17 protein-coding genes are annotated in these 20,715 nt (G+C 68.2%); 12 read left to right on the plus strand and 5 right to left on the minus strand.

Annotated elements, in window-relative coordinates; genetic code table 11:
- Window positions 1-294: 294 nt before the first annotated feature.
- From ACSHWB_RS28230 to ACSHWB_RS28270, 9 genes are all read left to right on the plus strand, one after another.
- Entirely contained in the window at window positions 295-1,803 is a 1,509-nt protein-coding gene (locus ACSHWB_RS28230; protein ID WP_439656313.1) for a sugar transferase, read from the plus strand.
- 14 nt (window positions 1,804-1,817) lie between these two features.
- Window positions 1,818-2,840: a Gfo/Idh/MocA family protein gene (locus ACSHWB_RS28235; protein WP_439656314.1), complete on the plus strand. Its 1,023-nt coding sequence runs from the start codon at window positions 1,818-1,820 to the stop codon at window positions 2,838-2,840.
- Entirely contained in the window at window positions 2,840-3,829 is a 990-nt protein-coding gene (locus ACSHWB_RS28240; RefSeq protein ID WP_439656315.1) for an NAD-dependent epimerase/dehydratase family protein, read from the plus strand. Before ACSHWB_RS28235 ends, ACSHWB_RS28240 begins: the two co-directional genes overlap by 1 nt.
- Before the next feature lie 217 nt (window positions 3,830-4,046).
- Window positions 4,047-5,171: a DegT/DnrJ/EryC1/StrS family aminotransferase gene (locus ACSHWB_RS28245; RefSeq protein WP_439656316.1), complete on the plus strand. Its 1,125-nt coding sequence runs from the start codon at window positions 4,047-4,049 to the stop codon at window positions 5,169-5,171.
- 220 nt (window positions 5,172-5,391) lie between these two features.
- Window positions 5,392-10,095 carry a DUF4082 domain-containing protein gene (locus ACSHWB_RS28250; RefSeq protein WP_439656317.1) on the plus strand — a complete coding sequence of 1,568 codons (4,704 nt, stop codon included), beginning with the start codon at window positions 5,392-5,394 and terminating at the stop codon, window positions 10,093-10,095.
- 13 nt (window positions 10,096-10,108) lie between these two features.
- Window positions 10,109-10,756 carry an acetyltransferase gene (locus ACSHWB_RS28255; protein ID WP_439656318.1) on the plus strand — a complete coding sequence of 216 codons (648 nt, stop codon included), beginning with the start codon at window positions 10,109-10,111 and terminating at the stop codon, window positions 10,754-10,756.
- The gene (locus ACSHWB_RS28260) at window positions 10,753-11,832 is read left to right on the plus strand and encodes a DegT/DnrJ/EryC1/StrS family aminotransferase (protein ID WP_439656319.1); all 1,080 of its coding nucleotides are present in this window, start codon (window positions 10,753-10,755) and stop codon (window positions 11,830-11,832) included. The genes ACSHWB_RS28255 and ACSHWB_RS28260 overlap by 4 nt, the downstream gene beginning before the upstream one ends.
- Window positions 11,832-12,392: an acyltransferase gene (locus ACSHWB_RS28265; protein WP_439656320.1), complete on the plus strand. Its 561-nt coding sequence runs from the start codon at window positions 11,832-11,834 to the stop codon at window positions 12,390-12,392. Before ACSHWB_RS28260 ends, ACSHWB_RS28265 begins: the two co-directional genes overlap by 1 nt.
- 90 nt (window positions 12,393-12,482) lie before the next feature.
- Complete coding sequence (locus ACSHWB_RS28270) at window positions 12,483-13,370, plus strand: hypothetical protein (protein ID WP_439656321.1); 888 nt, start codon at window positions 12,483-12,485, stop codon at window positions 13,368-13,370.
- Window positions 13,371-13,374: 4 nt separating this feature from the next.
- On the opposite strand, the gene ACSHWB_RS28275 is transcribed toward ACSHWB_RS28270, so the two are convergent.
- Window positions 13,375-14,121, minus strand: a complete 747-nt coding sequence (locus ACSHWB_RS28275) for a maleylpyruvate isomerase family mycothiol-dependent enzyme (RefSeq protein ID WP_439656322.1) — start codon at window positions 14,119-14,121, stop codon at window positions 13,375-13,377.
- Window positions 14,122-14,133: 12 nt separating this feature from the next.
- The gene (locus ACSHWB_RS28280) at window positions 14,134-14,982 is read right to left on the minus strand and encodes a helix-turn-helix domain-containing protein (protein ID WP_439656323.1); all 849 of its coding nucleotides are present in this window, start codon (window positions 14,980-14,982) and stop codon (window positions 14,134-14,136) included.
- Window positions 14,983-15,113: 131 nt separating this feature from the next.
- Here ACSHWB_RS28280 and ACSHWB_RS28285 point away from each other — a divergent pair, with 131 nt between their 5' ends.
- Window positions 15,114-16,064, plus strand: a complete 951-nt coding sequence (locus ACSHWB_RS28285) for an NADP-dependent oxidoreductase (protein WP_439656324.1) — start codon at window positions 15,114-15,116, stop codon at window positions 16,062-16,064.
- A gap of 53 nt (window positions 16,065-16,117) precedes the next feature.
- Here ACSHWB_RS28285 and ACSHWB_RS28290 read toward each other — a convergent pair whose 3' ends face one another.
- Window positions 16,118-17,299, minus strand: coding sequence for a DUF222 domain-containing protein (locus ACSHWB_RS28290; RefSeq protein ID WP_439656325.1), 1,182 nt, complete (start codon window positions 17,297-17,299; stop codon window positions 16,118-16,120).
- A gap of 178 nt (window positions 17,300-17,477) precedes the next feature.
- On the opposite strand from ACSHWB_RS28290, the gene ACSHWB_RS28295 reads away from it, so the two are divergent.
- Window positions 17,478-18,329 (plus strand): helix-turn-helix domain-containing protein, encoded by an 852-nt coding sequence (locus ACSHWB_RS28295; RefSeq protein ID WP_439656326.1) that lies wholly within the window; start codon window positions 17,478-17,480, stop codon window positions 18,327-18,329.
- Window positions 18,304-18,480 (plus strand): DUF397 domain-containing protein, encoded by a 177-nt coding sequence (locus ACSHWB_RS28300; RefSeq protein ID WP_439656327.1) that lies wholly within the window; start codon window positions 18,304-18,306, stop codon window positions 18,478-18,480. The genes ACSHWB_RS28295 and ACSHWB_RS28300 overlap by 26 nt, the downstream gene beginning before the upstream one ends.
- Here the strand turns inward: ACSHWB_RS28300 and ACSHWB_RS28305 are convergent.
- Both ACSHWB_RS28305 and ACSHWB_RS28310 read right to left on the minus strand, forming a co-directional pair.
- Window positions 18,464-19,792, minus strand: coding sequence for an O-antigen ligase family protein (locus ACSHWB_RS28305; protein WP_439656328.1), 1,329 nt, complete (start codon window positions 19,790-19,792; stop codon window positions 18,464-18,466). The two genes, ACSHWB_RS28300 and ACSHWB_RS28305, sit on opposite strands and share 17 nt — an antisense overlap.
- Window positions 19,771-20,634 (minus strand): hypothetical protein, encoded by an 864-nt coding sequence (locus ACSHWB_RS28310; protein WP_439656329.1) that lies wholly within the window; start codon window positions 20,632-20,634, stop codon window positions 19,771-19,773. Before ACSHWB_RS28310 ends, ACSHWB_RS28305 begins: the two co-directional genes overlap by 22 nt.
- Between the last annotated feature and the right edge of the window lie 81 nt (window positions 20,635-20,715).

The following is a 20,715-nucleotide window of genomic DNA, read 5'->3' on the forward strand; positions in this document are numbered from 1 at the left end:
TCGCGACATCCGTATCCTTTATGTCCCTTGTGGACATCTGGAAACGTGTTACGTCGCCACGGTTTCCAGGTGGTGAGACGCGCGTCACGTCCGGTATTCGGACTTCGGGAAACTTTTTTCCAGGGTCTGTAACGCGGATCCCGGTACGCGCGAATCACCGGTAGCGAGCTTCGGTCGCCGATCCAGTTTGCCTGCGTGTCCGAAGCTCGCGGAACCGAACAAGAATCAAGGTCCTCGGGGTGACCTGTGCCTGTGCACGTCCAAAATCGCCGCTGAGCCGGGGAGATCAGAACGATGAGTGAGCAGGTCCGCGCTGCCCGTGACGTCGCTGCCCGTGACGTCGAAGGGTTGCGCTCCACGCTCAATCCTCTGTCGGAACACAGACAGACGCACCCACCCGTTGCCCGCTGGGAAAGCCGCTACCGCTATGCCGTGATCACCGCCGACGTGCTGACCGTTGCCCTGGTCGTCATCGCCGTCGGTGCGGTCATGAGCATGCGTCACACCGCGTTCGGCCCGCTTTCCCTCGCATTGCTGGACATACTCACAGTAGTCCTCGTCGTCGGTTCGCTCGCGATCAACCGCGTGTGGACCCCCACAGTTCTGGGTCAAGGGGCTGAAGAGTTCCGAAGACTCGGCCGGGGTTTGTTCGGTGCCGTTGTGGCGCTCGGCCTCGGAGCGCTCGCCGTCGACATCCCCGGCGCTCGCCTGTGGATCTTCGTCGTAGTTCCCGCGATCGCCCTGGTCGCGTTTCCCATGCGCTACCTCCTGCGCCGCCCGCTGCACCGCGGCCGCAGTGAAGGACGTTTCCTGCTCTCGGTCCTCGCCGCGGGAAACCTGGACACCGTTGAGGACCTCATCCTCCGCACCAAGCGCGTCGCCCACCTGGGCTGGCGCGTGGACGCGATCTGCACGATCGACGGCCGCGGACGCTCCGGCACGGACGTCGACGGCGTACCCGTCGTCGGCCAGCTGCGCGAGCTCGCCGAGCACGTCCGACGTGGTGGATACCGCATCGTCGCCGTCACGCCCGACGCCTACTGGACACCTCGCCGTCTCCAGCAGCTCGCGTGGGCACTCGAAGGCTCCGGTGCCGAGATGGTCGTGTCGCCCGGTCTCATGGAGGTCGCCGGCCCGCGACTGCACATGAGCGCCGTGCTGGGCATGCCGCTGCTGCGCGTGAGCGAACCGGCACTGAGCGGATTCCGCCGTCTGGTCAAGGAGGTCGTGGACCGCGTCGGAGCGTTCCTCCTCCTCTTCCTGCTGGCGCCGCTCATGTTCGCCGTCGCCGCGTTCGTGATGATCGACAGCCGTGGTCCCGTCTTCTACCGCCAGAAGCGGGTCGGCAAGACCGGTGTGCCGTTCACGATCATCAAGTTCCGCACGATGGTGACCAACGCCGACGCGTTGCGCGCCAGGCTCGCCAGTGTCGACGAAGGCAACGGCGTGCTGTTCAAGATGAAGAAGGACCCGCGCATCACCAAGGTCGGCACGTTCCTGCGCCGCTACTCGATCGACGAGCTGCCGCAGCTGTTCAACGTCCTCGCGGGCAGCATGTCGCTCGTCGGCCCGCGCCCGCCGCTGCCGGAGGAGACCGCGAAGTACTCCTCGGACGTGCGGCGCCGCCTCCTGGTGAAGCCCGGCCTGACCGGCCTGTGGCAGGTGAGCGGACGGAGCGATCTCTCGTGGGAGGAGTCGATCCGTCTCGACCTGCGCTATGTCGAGGACTGGTCGCTGGCCCTCGACCTCGTGATCATGTGGAAGACCTTCCGCGCCGTCTTCGGCGGCCAGGGGGCCTACTGATGGGGAACCAAGACGTGATTGGCCTTGCTGTCATCGGAGCCGGGTACTGGGGGCCGAACCTCGTTCGCAACGCCCAGGCCACCCCCGAGCTCCACCTGCGTTACCTGTGCGACCTCGACGTCGAGAAGGCTCAGCGCGTGCTGGGCCAGTACTCGACGGTGCGCGCCACCGCTTCGCTGGACGAGGTCCTCGCCGACCCCGAAGTGCACGCGGTCGCCATCGCCACACCCGCTGCCACGCACCTGCCCGTCGCCCTCGCGGCGCTGGAGGCCGGCAAGCACGTCCTCGTGGAGAAGCCGCTCGCGGCCAACTTCGAGGACGGCCTCAAGCTCGTCGAGACCGCGGAGCAGCGCGGCCTCACGCTGATGCTGGACCACACCTTCGCGTACACGTCGTCGGTGCAGCACCTGCGCAAGATCATCCGCGGCGGCGAGCTCGGCGACATCCAGTACATCGACTCGGTGCGCATCAACCTCGGTCTGGTGCAGCCGGACGTCGACGTGCTGTGGGACCTCGCGCCGCACGACCTGTCGATCTTCGAGGCGATCCTGCCCGACGACGTGCACCCGGTGGAGGTCGCGGCCCACGGCTCCGACCCGATCGGCGCGGGCGTCGCGTGCGTCGGCCACCTCACGGTGCGGCTGTCCAACGGGGCGATCACGCACGTGCACGTGAACTGGCTGTCGCCGACGAAGATTCGCACGATGGTCATCGGCGGTTCGCAGCGCACGGTCGTGTGGGACGACAACAATCCGGCGCAGCGACTGTCCATTTACGACCGGGGCGTCGACAAGTCCCCGGAGCAGCAGAAGATCTCCTACCGCACCGGCGACATGGTCGCGCCGGCGCTGGTGGAACGCGAGGCGTTGCGCACGATGATGGCGGAGTTCGCCGCGTCCATCACCGAGAAGCGCGCACCGCTGACCGACGGCCGCGCGGGTCTGCGCGTGCTGGCGGTGCTGGAGGCGGCGTCGGAGTCGCTGCGCTCCGGCGGGCTTTTCGTTCCCGTTCAACAAGTCGAAGGCAAGGTGTCCTGATGACCGACCTGGGTCAGCCGATCACGGGCCAGCGCGCGCTCGTCACGGGCGGCGCGGGCACGATCGGCTCCTCGGTGGTGGACCAGCTCGTCGAGGCCGGCGCCGCAGAGGTCGTCGTGCTGGACAACTTCGTGCGCGGCCGCCGCGAGAACCTGGCGTCCGCACTGGAGTCCGGTGTCGTCCGCATCGTCGAGGGCGACATCAACGACAAGGCCCTGGTGCGCGAGCTGACCGAGGGCATGGACCTCGTCTTCCACCTCGCCGCCATCCGCATCACCCAGTGCGCGGAGGAACCGCGGCTCGCGCTGGAGTGCCTGGTCGACGGCACGTTCACGATCCTCGAGGCCGCCGCGGCCGCCGGGGTGAAGAAGGTCATCGCCTCGTCGTCGGCGTCGATCTACGGTCTCGCGGAGTCGTTCCCCACCAACGAACGGCACCACCCGTACAACAACGACACCTTCTACGGCGCCGCGAAGGCGTTCAACGAGGGCATGCTGCGCAGCTTCAAGGCCATGTACGACCTCGACTACGTGGCGCTGCGCTACTTCAACGTGTACGGCCCGCGGATGGACGTCCACGGTCTGTACACCGAGGTGCTCATCCGCTGGATGGAGCGCATCGTCGACGGCAAGTCGCCGCTCATCTTCGGCGACGGCGCCCAGACGATGGACTTCGTGCACGTGCACGACATCGCACGCGCCAACATCCTCGCGGCCAAGGCGCCGGTCACGGACACGGTGTACAACATCGCGTCCTCCCAGGAGACCTCGCTCAAGGAGCTCGCCCTCGCGTTGCTTGCCGCGATGGACTCCGACCTGCCGCTGGAGCACGGCCCCGAGCGCAAGGTGAACGGCGTGACGCGCCGGCTCGCCGACATCAGCCTCGCGGCCACCGAACTCGGGTGGAAGCCCGAGATCGGGATGGACGGCGGACTGCGCGACCTCGTCGCGTGGTGGCGTGCCGAGAAGGCCGCCGCCGAGAACGCCTGACCCACCCAGACCGCGGGCGCGGCCGACACCCCCAGGTCCGCCGCGTCCGCACCCCTTTCCGCGGTCGTCGCTCTGTTCCACCCGCCGTCGAGCAGAGCGACGGCCGCGGACCCCAAATCCACACCTGTGAGGCATCTGCAAGTACCACCAACTCGCAGTTGGTGGTACTTGCAGATGCCAGAACCGCCAGCGAAGAGGTAGCACCTTGATTCCGGTTATGCGGCCGTTGCTCGGTGAGGAAGAAGCGCTCGCCGCCGCCGAGGCCGTCCGGTCCGGCTGGGTGGCGCAGGGTCCCCGAGTCCGGGAGTTCGAAGAGTCGTTCGCCGCGTCGGTCGGCGCGCAGCACGGTGTCGCCGTGTCGTCGTGCACCACCGGCCTGCACCTCGCCGTGCACGTGCTCGGCATCGGGCCTGGTGACGAGGTCGTCGTGCCATCGCTGTCGTTCATCGCGACCGCGAACGCCGTGCGCTACACCGGTGCCACCCCCGTTTTCGCCGACGTCGAGATCGCGACCGGCAACCTGAGCGCGTCCACAGTGGAGCCGGTGCTGACCGAGCGGACACGCGCGGTCATGGTCGTGCACCAGGCCGGCGTGCCCGCGGACGTCGACGCGCTCAAGGCGTTGTGCGAACCGCGTGGCATCGCGGTCATCGAGGACGCGGCGTGCGCTGCGGGCTCCACCTACAAGGGCAAGCCGGTCGGCACGGACGCGCTGCTGGCCGCCTGGTCGTTCCACCCGCGCAAGCTCCTCACCACCGGTGAGGGCGGCATGGTCACCACCGACGACCCCGAGTGGGCCGTCCGGCTCAAGCGCCTGCGCGAGCACGGCATGAGCGTCTCGGCGGCAGACCGCCACAACGGCGGAAGTGCCGTCATCGAGCAGTACCTGGAGACGGCGTTCAACTACCGGATGACCGACATCCAGGCCGCCGTCGGCCTGGTGCAGCTGTCCAAACTGGACGCGATCATCGCCCGTCGCCGTGAGTTGGCCGCCCGCTACCACGAGTTGCTCGAGGGCGTCGTCGAGACCGTTCGTGACCCTGAGTACGGAACGACGAACTACCAGTCGTTCTGGGTCTGGCTGCCCGAGGGCGCCGACCGCCAGGAAGTCCTTGCGGGCCTTGCCGAACGCGGTGTCAGTGCACGGCGCGGAATCATGGCGTCACACCTCGAACCCGCCTACGAGGGTCACCCCAGCGTCGCGCTGCCGGTGACGGAGGCCTTCACGGCCAGGACGCTGATCCTTCCGCTGTTCCACGACATGACGGAGTCCGAACAGGACACGGTCGTGTCAGCGTTGTCGGAAACTCTCCACACACTCCAAATGACCGTACGTGGTTGAAAGATAAAGATTGAGCCAGCACCGGAACATTTTTGTGTTGACACGTAACAGTTTTAACGAGATCGCCGACGTTCGGAGTAGCAGCCCTGTGCTGTCCAGCGTAGTGCGCGGATCACACACGGTAACTCCGTCCGAGAGGTGAAACCCAATGGTGGCTCAGCAGTCGCGTCTCGTGCGGGTGCTTGTGATCACGGCATTAATCGCATCGACGATGTTCGTGATGGGGGTCTTCAACGCCCCCAATGCAAACGCAGCTCCGTGTGACATCCCCGTCACCAACAAGGTCGCGTGTGAGAACACGCAGGCCGGTGCGGACAACTGGCAGGCCCAGTACCGGGACGACACGATCCTGGGGTACACAACGGACATCAGCTACAACGTCGGCCAGACCGTCAGCTTCAAGATGCTGACGTCGGCCTCCTCGTACAAGCTCGACATCTACCGGATGGGCTGGTACGGCGGCAAGGGCGCCCGGTACATGGGCACGGTCAACCGCAACACACCGCAGAACCAGCCACCATGTCTGCGGGACGCGCCGACCGCGCTCATCGACTGCGGCAACTGGGCCGTGTCGGTCACCTGGAACATCCCGTCCACCGCGGTCTCCGGCATCTACTACGTGCGCATGACGCGCAACGACACCGGTGCCGAGAACGAGATGGCGTTCGTCGTCCGCGACGACAGCTCCCAGTCGAAGATCTTCTTCCAGACCTCCGACGCCACCTGGGTCGCCTACAACCGCTACGGCGGCAACAGCCTCTACTTCGGTGACGGCCCCGGCCAGGGCGGCAGCTCGTACAAGGTCAGCTACAACCGCCCGTACACCGGCGGCGACGGCGACGAGAACTTCATCTTCAACGCCGAGTACCCGATGCTGAGGTTCCTGGAACGCAACGGGTACGACATGAGCTACACCACCGACGTGGACTCCGCGCGGCGCGGACACCTGATCAAGAACCACAAGGTGTTCATGGCCGTCGGACACGACGAGTACTGGTCGAACGAGCAGTGGAACAACGTGATGTCCGCCCGCGACGCGGGTGTGCACATGGCGTTCCTGACGGGTAACGAGATCTTCTGGAAGACCCGCTACGAGAAGAGCATTGACTCGTCCCAGACGGACTGGCGCACGATCGCCTGCTTCAAGGAGACCAAGGGCGCCCAGAACGACGGCCTGAACGACTGGACCGGCACGTGGCGAGACCCGCGCTACAGCCCACCGCAGGACGGCGGCAGACCCGAGAACGCGTTGCTCGGCAACATGTTCACGGTCAACGGCCGGCGTGACGACGCGCTGCAGGTCCCGGCCGCGTACGGCAAGATGCGGCTCTGGCGCAACACCGACCTGGTGAACCTCGCCGCGGGCAGCACGTACACCTTCCAGCCCGGCACGCTGGGCTACGAGTGGAACACCGTCTACGACAACGGCTTCCAGCCCGCCGGCGTCGCGCAGATGTCCCGCACGACGGTCAACCTCGACGGCTACTACGGCCTGAAGAACTACGGCGACGAGTACGGCTCGGGTCCCGAGACGCACGCGATCACGTACTACCGCGCGCCCTCCGGTGCGCTGGTGTTCGGTGCCGGCACGGTGCAGTGGGCGTGGGGCGTCGACGACGAGCACGCGTTCCCGACCAACACGCCGACGTCGGACAAGCGGATGAAGCAGGCGACGGTCAACTTCCTCGCTGACATGGGCGTGCAGCCCTACCAGCTGTGGGCAGCCGACCAGCTGACGATCTCCGGTGCCATCAACGACAACGCGGCACCCGGCGTGCAGATCACGACGCTGCCGGCGCAGTCGACGGTGGGCCAGGCCTACACCTTCGGCGGCACCGTGATCGACGCCGCCGGCAAGGTCGCGGGCGTCGAGGTCTCGACCGACGGTGGCAACCGCTGGCACTACGCGAACTGGCAAGCCGGTCAGACGTCGTGGAGCTACACCTACACGCCGAACCAGTCCGGCACGGCGCAGATCAGGGTCCGCGCGGTCGACGACTCGCTGAACCTGTCCACGCCGGTGAGCGCCACGCCGAGCGTCACCGCCAAGACCTGCCCCTGCGGCATGTTCTCCGGCACCGAAGTCCCGAAGGTCACCTCCGCGAACGACACCTCGCAGCTCGAGCTCGGAGTGAAGTGGAGGGCCGCCAGCGCCGGCTACGTCCGCGGTGTCAAGTTCTACAAGGGCACCGGCAACACCGGCACGCACACCGGCAGCCTGTGGTCGAGCAACGGTGACCTGCTCGCCACCGGCACGTTCACCAACGAGAGCCCGACGGGCTGGCAGACACTGCTCTTCCCGCAGCCCGTCGCGGTGAACGCCAACACGACCTACATCGTGTCGTACTACACGCCGACCGGTCACTTCGCCTACGACACCGGCGGGTTCTACCAGCAACAGGCGTACATGGAACCCATCACCGGCCTGAGGTCCGGTGTGGACGGTCCGAACGGCGTGTTCCGCTTCGGCAGCGGCTTCCCGAACCAGACGTTCGACAACACCAACTACTGGGTCGACGTGGTGTGGGCGACGGACCCCGGTCCCGACACCCGCGCGCCGATCCAGAGCGCGAACTCGCCGGTCAGCAACGCCGGTTCGGTCGCGCTGAACACCACGGTGTCCGGCACGTTCGACGAGAACGTGACCCTCGCGTCGGCCCAGGTCACGGTGACCGGTCCGTCGGGTGCTGTCACGGGCACCAAGTCGATCTCCAACGACGCCCGCACGATCACGTTCACGCCCTCGGCACCACTGGCGGCGGCCACGGCCTACACCGTCACGATGAGGGCCGCGGACGCAGCCGGAAACCTGTCCTCGCAGACGAACTGGACGTTCACGACAGGATCGCCGCGCCCGGCGACCTGCCCGTGCACCGTCTGGGACGACTTCGCGGCACCGGCGGTGATCGACGCCGGTGACACGAGCCAGGTCGAGGTGGGCACCAAGGTCCGCTTCGACGGCAAGGGCGAGGTGCTCGGCGTCCGCTTCTACAAGGGATCGGGCAACACCGGCACGCACACCGGCTCGCTGTGGACCTCCACGGGTCTGCTGCTCGCGACCGGCACGTTCACCGCGGAGACCACGTCCGGCTGGCAGAAGCTGATGTTCACCTCGCCGGTCCAGGTGCAGGCGAACACGACGTACGTGGTGTCCTACAACGCACCGAACGGCCGTTACTCGGTCTCCTCCGGCTACTTCAACGGCCAGGAGGCGAGCTACCAGTCGCTGCACGCGTTGCAGAACGGCGCGGACGGCGGCAACGGCGTCTACAAGTACGGCGCCGGTTTCCCGAACAACTCCTACAACGCCACGAACTACTGGGTAGACGTCATCTACCGCAACGGCCTCAACGGTGACACCACGCCGCCGACGATCACGAGCCGCACGCCGGCCGTGAACGCGACGAACGTGGGTCTGCAGAGCGCTCTCACGGCGACGTTCAGCGAGCCGGTCGACCCCGCGTCGGCGCAGATCTGGCTGAAGGACCCCAAGGGCGCCAAGCTGTCCGGCTCGGTGTCGCTGTCCGGCGACCAGAAGACGGTCACCTGGACGCCGTCCGCCAAGCTCGTGTCGGGTACGCAGTACCAGGCGCACGTGGGCATCGCGGACGTCAACGGCATCGCGATGACGGCGGCCGCGGAGTGGAACTTCACGACCACGACGACGCCGACCTGCCCGTGTTCGCTCTTCAGCACGGCGACGGTGCCGGACGTGACGTCCGCGGACGACTCGGGCGCGTACGAGCTGGGTGTCAGGATCACCCCGACCCAGTCGGGCCAGATCACCGGTGTCCGCTTCTACAAGGGATCCGGCAACACCGGCACGCACACCGGCAGTCTCTGGAACGCCAACGGTCAACGCCTCGCCACGGGCACCTTCACGGGTGAGACCGCGACGGGCTGGCAGACGCTCACGTTCGCGCAGCCGGTGATCGTCAGTTCCGGCCAGACCTACACCGCCTCGTACACGACGACCACCGGGAACTACTCGGTGAACGCCGGGTACTTCGGGACGGGTCCGGTCAACTCCGGTCCGCTGTCGGCACCGCAGGAGACCAACGGCGTGTTCGTGCCCGGCAGCGGGTTCCCGACCATGACGTACGGCTCCGGCAACTACTGGGTCGACGTGATGTACCAGCCCAACGCCGACAACACCGCCCCGGTGGCGCAGTCGCACACGCCGCTGACCGGTGCCAGTGGTGTGGCGCTGAACTCCACGGTCACCGTGTCGTTCGACGAGCCGGTGGACCTCAACTCGGCGCAGTTCGACGTCACCGACCCCGGTGGCGCGAAGATCGCCGGCACGAGGTCGCTCTCGCCGGACAGCAGGATGATCACGTTCACGCCCGCTGCCAGGTTCGCGGCGTCCACTGTGTACTCGGTGAGCGCCAAGGCCGCGGACACGTTCGGCAACATGATGGCCAACCCGGTCACGTGGTCGTTCACGACGGCGACGACGCAGACCTGTCCGTGCTCGTTGTTCAGCGCGGCGACCGTTCCGACGGTGACTTCGGCTGATGACGGTGGCGCGTACGAGCTGGGCGTGAAGTTCACGTCGGGCACGGCCGGCCAGATCACCGGCGTGAAGTTCTACAAGGGAGCGGGCAACACGGGTACTCACACCGGATCGCTCTGGTCCGCTGACGGCCAGCGCCTGGCCACCGGAACGTTCTCGAACGAGACCGAGTCCGGCTGGCAGACGCTGACGTTCAGCTCGCCGGTGTCGATCACGGCGAACACCGAGTACACGGCGTCGTACACGACCACCACGGGCCACTACGCGGTCAACGCGGGCTACTTCGGCACGGTGACCTCGCCGCCGCTGACCGCCTCGCCGTCCGCCGGTGTGTTCACCGCGGGGTCCGGGTTCCCGACCTCGACCTACAACGGTGGCAACTACTGGGTGGACGTGGTGTTCCAGTGATGGTGATGTGCCTGTGACCGCAAGGCCACTGCTGTTCGTCGGGGCAGGCGGACTCACCCGCGAGACTCTCGCGGCGGTCCGCCTCCTCCCGGAGACGTGGGAGCCCGTCGGGGCTCTCGACGACTCCACCGCCCTGCACGGCACCCTGATCGACGGGGTGCCCGTGCTGGGCGGGCTCGACACCCTGGCCGATCACCCGGAGGCGGCCGTCGTGTTGTGCATCGCAAGCGCACGACGGTCGCTCGTCCGGCTGAAGGTGGCCAGGGAGCTGGATCTGCCGGACGAACGATGGGCGACCATCGTGCACCCGGCGGCTGTTACGTCCGGAGCTTCTGTCGGCGCCGGCACGATTCTGCTGGCGGGTGTCGTCATCACGACCCCGCTGTCGATCGGACGGCACGTGGTGGCCATGCCCCAGGTGCTGATCACCCACGACGACGAGGTCTCGGACGGCGTCACGTTCGCCGGCCGCGCGTCGCTCGCGGGGTCCGTGCACGTGGGGGAGTCCGCGTACCTGGGACAGGGAGCCATGGTGCGCGAGGGGTTGAAGATCGGCGCCGGTGCCGTGATCGGCATGGGAGCCGTTGTCCTGCAGGACGTTCCGGCAGGAGAGACGTGGGCCGGTGTGCCGGCCCGCCCGTTGCGTGGGGAGAGCGCGTGATCGAGATTCCACTGGTGGACCTGCGTGCCCAGCACGAGCAGGTGGCCGACGAGGTGGCGGACGGCTGGGCCGAGGTGCTCAAGACGACGGCCTTCATCAACGGCCCCCAGGTCGCCCGGTTCGAGTCGGAGTTCGCCGCATATCAGGAAGTCGCGCACGCGGTCGGTGTCGCCAACGGCACCGACGCCATCGAACTGGCGTTGCGCGCGCTGGGCGTCGGCCACGGTGACGAGGTCGTGCTGCCCGCCAACACCTTCATCGCCACCGCGGAGGCCGTCGCCCGCGCCGGCGCGACACCCGTGCTCGTGGACTGCGTGGACGACACGCTGCTGATCGACGTCTCGCAGGTGTCCTCCGTGGTCACCTCGCGCACCAAGGCGATCGTGCCCGTGCACCTCTACGGCCAGGCCGCGCCCGTCGAACTGCTGCCGCTCGGCGTGCCGGTCGTCGAGGACGCCGCGCAGGCCCAGGGCGCGCGCCGCAACGGTGTCGCCGTCGGTGGCCTCGGTGTCGCCGCCGCGACCTCGTTCTACCCCGGCAAGAACCTCGGCGCGTACGGCGACGGCGGCGCGGTGCTGACGACGTCCGACGCGATCGCCGAGTCGGTGAAGCTGCTGCGGGAGCACGGTTCCCCGCGCAAGTACGAGCACCCGGTGCTCGGCTTCAACAGCCGCCTCGACACGCTGCAGGCCGTGGTGCTGTCCGCGAAGCTGCGTCGCCTGGAGGGCTGGAACCAGGCCCGCCGCGCGGCGGCCCAGCGCTACACCGAGATGCTCGCGGACGTCGCCGGTGTCCGCACCCCGGTCGTCCTGGACGGCAACCTGCCCGTCTGGCACCTCTACGTCGTGCGGGTGGCCGAGCGCGACCGCGTGCTGAAGTCGTTGCACGAGGCCGGGATCGGCGCCGGCATCCACTACCCGACGCCGCTGCACAAGACCGGCGCGTTCGCCCACCTCGACGGCTCGTTCCCGGTGGCGGAGTCCTCGGCCGCGGAGATCCTGTCGCTGCCGCTGTTCCCGGAGATCACCGAGGCGCAGCAGGCCCGCGTGGTCGAGGCGCTGAAGGCAGCGCTCTGATGACCGGCGTCCGCGTGCACCCCCGCGGCCTGTGCGAGTCGGAGGACGTCGGCGACGGCACGCGCGTGTGGGCTTTCGCGCACGTGCTGCCGGGCGCGCGCATCGGCCGTGACTGCAACATCTGCGACGGTGCGTTCGTCGAGTCACGCGCGGTGCTGGGCAACAACGTGACGGTCAAGAACGGCACGCTGGTCTTCGACGGCGTCACGTGCGAGGACGACGTGTTCCTCGGGCCGAACGTGTTGTTCACCAACGACCTGCGGCCTCGGGCGCACGTCAAGAAGACCGGTGACGCGCTGGAGACCACCCTGGTCCGCCGGGGTGCGACGCTTGGCGCCGGTGCGATTGTCGTGTGTGGCACGGAGATCGGTGAGCACGCGTTCGCGGCGGCCGGTGCGGTGATCACGCGCTCGGTCCCCGCGCACGCGTTCGTGGCGGGCAACCCGGCCGTGGTGAAGGGCTGGGTCTGCGCGTGTGGAGTCCGGCTCTCAGACGATTTCTCGTGTCCTGAGTGCGGTATCCGGCACGAGGAGACCCCGGACGGCCTGAAAGCCGTCTGAGCAAGCGTTCAAGGCCGCCGGAGCGAGTGCTCCGGCGGCCTTTCGCGCGAAACCCGGACGTGTCGCCGCGGGACTTGTAACGTCCCGGCGGTGCATTTGCTCACCACCGCGCAGCAGGACCGGTTGCGCCACCTGGCCCGCCGCAGTCCGGCGTTCATCGGCATGCGGATCGCCGTCCACGACGACCACGTCGAGATCATCCACCCGGAGCCGCTGGAGCTCGGGTTCGAGTCGCTTTCGGCGACCCTGGCGGGCGTTCCGGCGGACGAGTGGCCGGACCTGGTCGACGAACACTTCCGGCGGGCCGTCGATCTCGGTTCGAGGGACGGTTCCGACCTCGAAGGACCGTCCGACGTCGTGCTCCAGCACACCTACCTGCGCCTGGCCCCTTCCGACAGCGGGGTGTCGGAGGTCGCGTCCTACGCGGGCGAGGTCACGCCCGGCCTGCTCCAGGTGTTCGCCCTAGACCGGCCTGACTCCATCGTGGTCATGAGGGACCAGGACGTGCACCGGCACGGGTACGACCAGCTCTACGACGCCGGCGCGCAGAACCTGGCCGGGGAGCTGCCGGACCGGTTCCTCGAGGCCGACGGCGTCTACTACCTGCAGGGGTCGGACCACGTCGGCTCCCTGGTGCTGATCATCCCGTGGGTGATCGAGGCGGTGACCGGGGTGGCCGACGCGCCGCACGGCGCGCTGGTCGCGATGCCCGCCCGCGACCAGTTCGTCTTCTCCGTCATCCGGGACCAGGACACCGCGGGCGTGCTGGCGGCGCTGGACGAGGTCGGGCGGCTCACCGCCGAGTGCCACGCGAACAGCGCCTACCAGCTCAGCTCACGGGTGTACTGGTGGCGTCCCATGCCCGTGGGTGGCCTCGAAACCGTCGGCCACCACAACGGCGCGGGCATGGAAACCTACTACTCCAACGACTTCGAGGACATGCTCTTCACCGTGGGGCTGGAGTGCGGAACCGCTTGAGCGGTTATTCGGGCTCCCAGGCCACGAGCCGGTCGAAGGTGCGCAGGTAGTCACCTTCGCCCTTCAGGTCGTCTGCGGTCTTGCGGCCGTAGAAGGACAGCACCAGGTCGCTCGCCGTGCCGCTGAACGACGCATCGGCCGTGCCCGGGACGTCACCGAGCCGGGCGCCCTCGCCGTCGAGCGTCACGCGCCAGGAACGGCCCTCGGTGGCGTGGTAGTCGACGAGCACGGGCTCGTGCGGCCACCGTGACCTCGTCGCGACGCAGGTCGTCTGGAACTCCTCCACGCCGTCGAGCGCCACCTCGGTCGGCAACGGCTGCGGGGCGCCGATGGTGAGCTGGGCGTCGTAGGTGTGGACCGCGATCTCCTGGAGCTGGTGCCGGGCGGCGGTGCCGGTGTTCCTGGGCGACTGGAAGTCGCTCCACCACGCCCAGCAGTCGCGGTCGGGGCCGGACTCCTTCAGCGCGTCGACCAGCAGCCGCGACGACTCGGTCATCCACGCCACCAGGTCCTCGCGCGGTGCCTCTACCGGCGTGCGGACCGGGGGAGCGTCGGCAGGGCCCGCGGCGACGATCTCCGCCCACTTGCGGCGGCCGTCGCCCAGGTGCTGGACCAGGTCGTACAGGGTCCAGCCGGGGCAGCTCGGCACCGGTGCGTCGAGGTCGGGGGCGGCGGCGATGGCGGCGGTGAAGGCGGCGGTCCGCTCCTCGATCAGTCGCAGGAGGTCGGGGAACGCCAGGTTGTTGTGCACGGCCGCTGTCTATCACCGTGCCGGGGTGGGCGCACCCTCATTTTCCGCGGCGAGCAGGCGGAGGCGTGCGTCGTCCTGACTGCCCGGCTCGGCGGTGTAGACGATGAGCACGGGGCCGGGCGCGCCGGGGATCGGGTAGGCGTCCCAGTCCAGGTTCAGCTCGCCGACCAGCGGGTGGTCGACGCGCATCCGGCCGCGGGTCGTGCCCTCGACGTCGTGGCGGGACCACAGCGTCGCGAACTCGCCGCTGCGCGCCTTCAGGTCCTCCACCAGCTCCGTCGCGCGCGGGTGCCCCGGCTCTGCGGAGACCTGGGCCCGCAGCATCCCGGTCAGCTCGGCGACCGTGGCCGCCCGGTCGGGGCACGCCTGGTCGGCCTCCGGGTGCAGCAGCAGGGCGAGCAGGTTCCGTCGAGGCACCTCGGAGAACGCGCCCAGCAGGGCGCCGGCCAGCGAGTTCCAGGCCAGCACGTCCAGGAAGCGGCCCACGACCAGCGCGGGAGAGGTCGTCGCGTTCATCAGCCGCAGCGTGGTCGGAGGCACCTCCTCCGGCTGGTACCGGCGGGCCCGGACGGGGGTGCGCGCGGCGGCCGCGAGGCTGTGCAGGTGCCGGGACTCCTCCGCTGAGAAGTTCAACGCGCCGGCGATGGCGTCGAGGACCTGGTCGGACGGCCGCACATCGCGACCCTGCTCCACGCGCTGGTAGTAGTCCGGGCTCACTCCGGCCAGCAGGGCCAGCTCCTCCCGGCGCAGCCCCGCGACGCGCCGCCGCGGACCCGGCTCCAGCCCGACGTCCTGCGGCCGCACCCTGGTTCGCCGGGTCCTCAGGAACTCGGCCAGTTCACGGCGGGGGTCGTCGGTCATGAGCCCAGTATGCGCGCGGCGTGATCGACGAAGGTGGGTCTCGCAGACCCAGGACAAGACGAACGACCGAGATCACGCGAGGGGAGCCCAGGATCGGTGGCACACCAGCCGATCACAGGAGGACCAACGACATGAAGGCCGCACAGATCACGAGCTTCGGAGCACCGGACGTCCTTCAGGTCGTCGAGGTCGACCGGCCCGCTCCCAAGGCCGGTGAGGTCCTGGTGCGGGTCGAGGCCGCCAGCGTGAACGGGCACGACACGATCGTGCGGGCCGGTGGGCTGAAGATGGTGTCGGGCCGCACGTTCCCGATCGGCGTCGGCCTGGACTTCACCGGCGTCGTCGTCACGACAGGCTCCGGCGTCGAGGACTACCGCGCGGGAGACCGGGTGTGGGGCATGGTGCACCCCCGCCAGAAGCACGCCGTCGCGGGGGCGGCCGAGTACGTCGTGGTCGCCACCGGCCGCATCAGTCCCGCTCCGGCAGGTGTGTCGGCGGCCGAGGCGGCGTCCTTGGTCGTGGCGGGCAGCACGGCGCTGATCGCGTTGCGGGACAGCGTGGGGCTGGCGGAAGGGGAGCGGGTCCTGATCCGTGGCGCGGCCGGCGGCGTGGGCACCGCGGCCGTGCAGCTGGCCCACGCGATGGGTGGCCACGTCACCGCACTGGCCCGCGACCGCCACGCCGAGGCCCTCAGCGCTCTGGGAGCCGACGTGGTCCTCGATCACGGCGCCACCACCCCGGACCAGATCGGACCGTTCGACGTCATCGTCGACACGGTCGGCTCCGAGCTGCACCGGTACCGCGGCAGGCTCGCCAAGGGCGGCCGGATGGTCACCATCGCGCTCTCCGGTCCCGCACTGGCCGCGATCGCGGTGTCGAGCGTCCACGGCTCCCGGCGCATCCGCACGTTCAGCGCCAACCCCGGTTACGCGGTGCTGGACGACTTGGCCGACCACGTCACGTCCGGCGCGCTCCGCCCGGTGGTGCACGGCGTGTATCCGCTGACCGACATCGCGACGGCGCACGAGGCCTTCGAACGCGGCGGCGTACTGGGCAAGCACGTCATCTCCGTTTCCAGCTGAGGTAGGCGGGGACGGTTCGGCGGCACAGCTCGGCTGGGCGGGCTGCGTGTGGGTCAGGCGACTGCGTGGATCTGGTTGTGGCGCGGTGTGCGGTGAGGGTCTACGTAGGCCGGTGGTCGGTAGGTCGGTATGCCGCTGGCCATGTGGAGCTGCCAGTCGGAGTGGTGAACCAGGTCGTGGTGGCGGCGGCAGAGCAGGGTCAGGTTGCCGAGGTTGGTCTCGCCGCCGTTCGACCAGTGCTGGACGTGGTGGGCTTCGCACTGACTCGGCGGGCGGTCGCAGCCCGGGAAGGTGCAGCCCTTGTCCCTGGCCACCAGGATTCGGCGCAGGCCCGCGTTGATGGTCCTGGTCCTGCGGCCCACGTCGTGGACCTGGGAGCGGGTGCCCAGCAGCATCGGGATCACGGCGGCGTCGCAGGCGATCTTGCGGACCTGGTGCATCGGGATCTGCTCGCCGTTGTCCAGGCGGGCGGTGCCGATGCCGGCTCGGAGCTTGTCGTAGTCGAGGGTGACGGTCAGCTGGACGCGTTCGCCGCCGGTGATGTGGTGGTGGCTTGCGCGCATTGCCAGGTCGATCACCTCGCAGAACGCGTCGCCTTCTCGCTCCGGTGCGAAGCGGAGATCGGCCTGCGCGGGCTTGGCCAGCGGGGTGATCAGTGCGTCCAGCTTCGCGCCGGTCTCGGCATCCACGTCGGCGAAGAGGTGGTAGCGGCCGGCCTTCCACTGGCGGCGGACCACGTTGCGCGGCTGCGCCGGCTCGGGATCCTTCGGTTCTGGGCCGTCCTGATCCAGGCGGTAGGCGAGTTCCCTGCAGAACGCCTTGGCCGATCGGGGTTCGTGCTGCTGGGCGTAGCCGACGAGGTGGACCTCGGCGATGGCGGGCAGGCCTGCCATCGCCTCTGCCACCACGTCGATGTGGTCCTCGGACAGATCTCCCGTGGCCATCGCCGCCGCTGCCAGCGGGAGCATCGGCTCCACCGTCGCTCCGCTCGGGGTGACGGTTGGGCACAAAGCCTTGGCCTGGGCGAGTTTGCGGCGTGAGAGCTTGGGGTCCCAGCGCAGCGAGTGCTTGAAGAGTTCGATCAGATCCTTGTAGCCCAACGACTCCGCCGCACCCTGCTGATCCAGCGCGCCGACGATCTCGAGCACCTGGAACTGCAACTGGTGCAGCGCGCGGACCTTCCGCCGGAGCTCGTCGAGGAGCTCCAGCGGGGAGGCGAGACCGAGTGCTGACATGTGTCCATCGTGGCATGAACATGTGTTCGAATTACATTCCACGATGAGGTGAAAGAGCAGGTCAGGCCCTATGGCTCAATTTGCGTGCCGTATCCCTCTGGATTCGTGACGCATCTGCTCCGTTTTCACCCGAACGAGCCGTTCTTTGGAGTTTCTTCAACGGTTACGGTCCAGGAGCATGACTGCGATCCTCTCCACCGCGTACAGCCGTGATTTGGGCGATGAACTCCGCCGGTTGCGGGAGAACAACACGAGTTTCGGAGGCCGGGCTATGGCCGTCCAGCTCGGGTGGGACCCGAGCAAGGTGTCGAACATCGAGACCGGCAAAGCCCGTGCCACAGAGGTGGACCTCGCTCAGTACATGGCGACGTGCGGCAAGGACCTCGACTACTTGCAGGACTTCACCAACCGGTATCGGTACGCCTTCGACCTCTACTTCGCCCAGGCACCGAGCAATCTGCGCACGCTCGCCATGGTGGAGGCGATGGCTAAGAAGATCTTTGTCTACGAGATCCTGTCGATCCCGGGCCTCCTGCAGACGGAGTCCTACATGCGTGCCCTGTTCACGGAGGCAGGCATCGAGTCGTCGGAAGAGATCGAGAGGGGTGTCGAACGCCGCATGGGGCGGCAGAGCATCTGGCAACGGCCGTACCGCCCTGAATGCGTTTTCTACGTGCACGAGCTGGCGTTGCAGATGCGCGTCGGCGACGCGAAGGTCATGGAAGACCAGTACCTGCGCCTGCTCTTCAACGCACACATCCTGCGAGTCGTACCTGCGAACATCAGAGGCCTAGCGTTCCGTTCGAAGTGCACCTTGTTCGAGTTCGCCAAGGCATCATCACTGGCCTACACGGAGACCGATCTGGCCAAGGTGTTCGCTCAGGACGAGGCAGCCGTCACGTGGAGCAGGTCGCTCTTTGAGCGGCTGGATGCGGTTGCGTTGGATGAGGAACAATCGAAGACCAAGCTGACTGAGTACATCAGCGGACTTCGAGAGGACCTTCATGACCCGCGAACGGACCTGGCGTAAGAGCTCCTACAGCGCCGAGACGACCGACAGCGACTGCGTGGAGGTTTCCCTGGCCCAGGACGCGTTGGTGCGGGACTCGAAGAACGCGAGCGGTGACGTCCTCGCGTTCTCCGCCCCCGCCTGGCAGAGCCTGCTCAACTGGCTGGACTGACCTCGGCCGCCTTGCGTTCGGCGGCCTCCTGTCTGGCTATTCGCAGCAGAGCGCCGGACACGCCGATCAGCATGAACGTCATGCCGGTCGCGACGCTGAACGCGAGCTCGTCGAACGTGGCGGCGCCCAGTGCGGACGTCAGCATGGCGGCGACCAGGCACATGGCGATCCCGCGCACGCCCTCGTCCCTGGACAGCGCGCGGGCCCGCAGCGCCGCGAAGATGCCGCCGATGAACAGCAGGGCGAACGCGATCAGGCCCAGGTAGCCGTTCTCGATCATCGTCAGCAGGTACTGGTTGTCGAGGATCGTGTACTTGGACGGCAGGAACGTGCCGAAGCCCCTGCCCAGCCAGGGATGTTTGGCGATCTCCAGCCACGCGCCGTCGTAGTCCTTGGTGCGGCCCTGGAACGACGGGTCGTCCTCGATGTTCGAGAACATCGAGGTGACGGTGCCGAACAGGCCCGGCACGACCACCGAGGCGCCGCCCAGGAACACCGCGCCGACGCCGAGCAGCGGCAGGCCGCGTTCGCGGGGGAGCAGGATCGCCATGACGATGCCGGTCACCACGAGGCCGATGATCGCCGTGCGGGACAGCGACAGGATCGCCATCAGCGCCAGCAACGACAGGGCCGTCCACCAGCGGCCGACTGGTTCGCCGCGGTCCTTCGCCTGGAACACGAAGTGCGCGGCGAACGGCACGCCCAGCACGCAGACCAGACCGAACTCGATCGGGTGGTTCACGGTGCCGGCCGGGCGGAAGAAGATCGACCGCGACTCCAGCGCCGAGTAGCCGTTGTCCTGCACGCGCAGGCCCGGCAGCGTGATGTACGAGGCGAGGTCGAGGCCCAGTCCGAACTGGAACAGGCCCACGAACGCGCTGACCGTCAGGCACGCCACCATCACCCGCAGCGCACGGCTGAGTCGTTCACCGCTGCGGACCGCGTCGACGATGAAGACCGCGAGCGCCGCCATCGACACGACCCTGATCAGCGCCGAGTCCGACACCGACAGCTCGTCGATCGGCAGGTAGCGCCGCGTCGCCAGCGCGTACGTCATCAGGTGCAGCATCACGTAGATCGCGAGGATCGTGCGGACGAAGTTGCGGCCCTTGGCCATTCCCAGGTGGTCGACGAGGTGCGCGGCGAACCACACCACGGCCAGGCACATCGCCACGAACAACGCCGGCGGCAGCGTGATCGGGACGAACGCGATGGTGAACCGGGCGGGGACGACGAGCAGCGCCACCATGTAGAAGATGAGCAGAGTGGCGCCGTCGGCTCGCTGGGCGGTCAGTCGTCTTTCGTCGGCCATGCTGGGTCTGGCTTGGGTGCGGCGATGATGACGGTCTTCTGGTGCGCGTTCGGCACGCCCTGGGGCACGGGCCGCTGAGGAGCGACGCCGTTGCCGTTGCCGTTGGCCGGCGGGTTCGGCCGGACCGGCGGCACGGGTGCCGGGGTGGTGTCCTTCTCGGACGGTTCGGGGTCCTTGCCCGCGATGCCGTCCTTGGCGTCTTTGTCCTTGCGGCGCTTGGCCCTGAGCAGGATCGAGTCGGCCGCGAACGTCGAGGCGAGCGTCAGCAGCAGCAGAACGACGGTCGCCGCGCCGACGTACCGGACCTTGCCGCCGATCTTGGCCGAGGCCGTCGTCGGTTTCACCAGGACCTGCGCGGTGATGAACGTCTGCTCGGGCGCGGCGAGCGCCTTCTGCTGCGCCGCGAGCTCGGCGACGGTCTTCTCGAGCACCTTGCCGACAAGGCCTTCCGCCGACTCGGCCGAGTCCGACTCGGTCGTGATGAACAGCAGTGGGCCGCCGACGGGGCCGGTGTTCGCGGTGTAGACGGACGTCGAGCCCTTGCCCGCCAGCTCCTCCGCCGTCTTCGGGTCGCCGAGGATCTGGGTGAGGATCTGCGCGGTGGTGGTCAGGCTGCCGTCGAACTGCAGCAGCGGGTTGACCCTGACGACGTCCTCGGGCTTGGTGTTCGCGGTGTACCGGCCGCCTGCCGCGGGGGACGTGAGGACCAGCACACCACTCGACTCGTACCGCGTGGGCACGGAGACGAAGACGAACAGCGCGAGGACACCCGTGAGCAGCACCGCGGGCAGGGCGATGTACCAGCGCCGCCGCAGCACTCGTACGGTTCCCCAGAAGTCCATCAAAATCCCCGATCCGCGGCTCGGTCTTGCGAACGCAATGTTCGTAGGGTATCGCCTGCTTTGAAAATCGGGGTGAGCTGC

The organism is Lentzea sp. HUAS TT2, from assembly GCF_051853195.1.
Lineage (GTDB): Bacteria > Actinomycetota > Actinomycetes > Mycobacteriales > Pseudonocardiaceae > Lentzea.